1 rRNA gene is annotated in these 3,083 nt (G+C 51.8%); it reads left to right on the plus strand.

Going from position 1 to position 3,083, the window contains the following annotated elements:
- Nucleotides 1–132: 132 nt before the first annotated feature.
- Nucleotides 133–3,061, plus strand: a 23S ribosomal RNA gene (locus CSV80_RS17140).
- Nucleotides 3,062–3,083 lie beyond the last annotated feature (22 nt).

Below are 3,083 nucleotides of genomic sequence, written 5' to 3' on the forward strand. Positions count from 1 at the left end.
TCTTGTTCATTGAAAACTGGATAAAACGACATTGAAAGTAATCAAGTAATCAACCGAGTCGCATGTATGCGATTCAAGCAATCTTTTTAACCAACGGAAGCCTATCGCTAGGATGAAGTTGGACCTTTTATAGGTTAAGTTAGAAAGGGCGCACGGCGGATGCCTTGGCACTAGGAGCCGATGAAGGACGGCACTAACACCGATATGCTTCGGGGAGCTGTAAGTGAGCTTTGATCCGAAGATTTCCGAATGGGGAAACCCACTGTCCATAATGGGACAGTACGTGTATGTGAATACATAGCATACTCGTGGCACACCCGGAGAACTGAAACATCTAAGTACCCGGAGGAAGAGAAAGAAACATCGATTCCCTTAGTAGCGGCGAGCGAAACGGGAAGAGCCCAAACCAAGAAGCTTGCTTCTTGGGGTTGTAGGACACTCTATACGGAGTTACAAAGGAATGTGTTAGATGAAGCGACCTGGAAAGGTCTGCCAAAGAGGGTAAAAGCCCCGTAGTCGAAAGCACATTCTCTCCAGAGTGGATCCTGAGTACGGCGGAACACGTGAAATTCCGTCGGAATCCGGGAGGACCATCTCCCAAGGCTAAATACTCCCTAGTGACCGATAGTGAACCAGTACCGTGAGGGAAAGGTGAAAAGCACCCCGGAAGGGGAGTGAAATAGATCCTGAAACCGTGCGCTTACAAATTGTCAGAGCCCGTTAATGGGTGATGGCGTGCCTTTTGTAGAATGAACCGGCGAGTTACGATTCCATGCAAGGTTAAGCTGAGAAAGCGGAGCCGCAGCGAAAGCGAGTCTGAATAGGGCGAATGAGTATGGGGTCGTAGACCCGAAACCAGGTGATCTACCCATGTCCAGGGTGAAGGTCAGGTAACACTGACTGGAGGCCCGAACCCACGTATGTTGAAAAATGCGGGGATGAGGTGTGGGTAGCGGTGAAATTCCAATCGAACCTGGAGATAGCTGGTTCTCTCCGAAATAGCTTTAGGGCTAGCCTCAAACGAAAGAATCTCGGAGGTAGAGCACTGTTTGGACGAGGGGCCCATCCCGGGTTACCGAATTCAGACAAACTCCGAATGCCGATGATTTATGTTTGGGAGTCAGACAGTGGGTGATAAGATCCATTGTCGAGAGGGAAACAGCCCAGACCACCAGCTAAGGTCCCCAAGTATCTGTTAAGTGGAAAAGGATGTGGCGTTGCCCAGACAACCAGGATGTTGGCTTAGAAGCAGCCATCATTTAAAGAGTGCGTAATAGCTCACTGGTCGAGTGGCGCTGCGCCGAAAATGTACCGGGGCTAAACAGATCACCGAAGCTGTGGATTGACCTTAGGGTCAATGGTAGGAGAGCGTTCCAAGGGCGTTGAAGCTAGACCGGAAGGACTGGTGGAGCGCTTGGAAGTGAGAATGCCGGTATGAGTAGCGAAAGAAGGGTGAGAATCCCTTCCACCGAATGCCCAAGGTTTCCTGAGGAAGGCTCGTCCGCTCAGGGTTAGTCAGGACCTAAGTCGAGGCCGATAGGCGTAGACGATGGACAACAGGTTGATATTCCTGTACCACCTCCCCGCCGTTTGAGTAATGGGGGGACGCAGTAGGATAGGGTGAGCACACAGTTGGTTGTGTGTCTAAGCAGTGAGGTGGAGAACGAGGCAAATCCCGTTCTCATATAACACTAGGCTGTGATGGCGAGGAGATTTTTCTCCAGAGTCCCTGATTTCACACTGCCAAGAAAAGCCTCTAGCGAGGCGGGAGGTGCCTGTACCGCAAACCGACACAGGTAGGCGAGGAGAGAATCCTAAGGTGATCGAGAGAACTCTCGTTAAGGAACTCGGCAAAATGACCCCGTAACTTCGGGAGAAGGGGTGCTCTGGTAGGGTGAATAGCCCGAGAGAGCCGCAGTGAATAGGCCCAGGCGACTGTTTAGCAAAAACACAGGTCTCTGCAAAATCGTAAGATGACGTATAGGGGCTGACGCCTGCCCGGTGCTGGAAGGTTAAGAGGAGGGGTTAGCGCAAGCGAAGCTCTGAATTGAAGCCCCAGTAAACGGCGGCCGTAACTATAACGGTCCTAAGGTAGCGAAATTCCTTGTCGGGTAAGTTCCGACCCGCACGAAAGGCGTAACGATCTGGGCACTGTCTCAACGAGAGACTCGGTGAAATTATAATATGCGTGAAGATGCGCATTACCCGCGACAGGACGGAAAGACCCCGTGGAGCTTTACTGTAGCCTGATATTGAATTCCGGTGCAGCCTGTACAGGATAGGTAGGAGCCTTGGATTCCGGAGCGCCAGCTTCGGAGGAGGCATTGGTGGGATACTACCCTGGCTGTATTGGACTTCTAACCCTTGCCCGTGATCCGGGCAGGAGACAGTGTCAGGTGGACAGTTTGACTGGGGCGGTCGCCTCCTAAAGAGTAACGGAGGCGCTCAAAGGTTTCCTCAGAATGGTTGGACATCATTCGCAGAGTGCAAAGGCATAAGGAAGCTTGACTGCGAGACCTACAAGTCGAGCAGGGTCGAAAGACGGACTTAGTGATCCGGTGGTTCCGCATGGAAGGGCCATCGCTCAACGGATAAAAGCTACCCCGGGGATAACAGGCTTATCTCCCCCAAGAGTCCACATCGACGGGGAGGTTTGGCACCTCGATGTCGGCTCGTCGCATCCTGGGGCTGTAGTCGGTCCCAAGGGTTGGGCTGTTCGCCCATTAAAGCGGCACGCGAGCTGGGTTCAGAACGTCGTGAGACAGTTCGGTCCCTATCCGTCGCGGGCGCAGGAAATTTGAGGAGAGCTGTCCTTAGTACGAGAGGACCGGGATGGACATACCGCTGGTGTACCAGTTGTCTTGCCAAAGGCATCGCTGGGTAGCTATGTATGGACGGGATAAATGCTGAAAGCATCTAAGCATGAAGCCCCCTTCAAGATGAGATTTCCCATTACGCAAGTAAGTAAGATCCCTCAAAGATGATGAGGTGGATAGGTCTGGGGTGTAAGTACGGCGACGTATGTAGCTGACAGATACTAATCGATCGAGGACTTAACCTATTTTAAAAAGTAGTTACTTGAA

Source organism: Sporosarcina sp. P12(2017) (assembly GCF_002743035.1).
GTDB lineage: Bacteria > Bacillota > Bacilli > Bacillales_A > Planococcaceae > Sporosarcina > Sporosarcina ureae.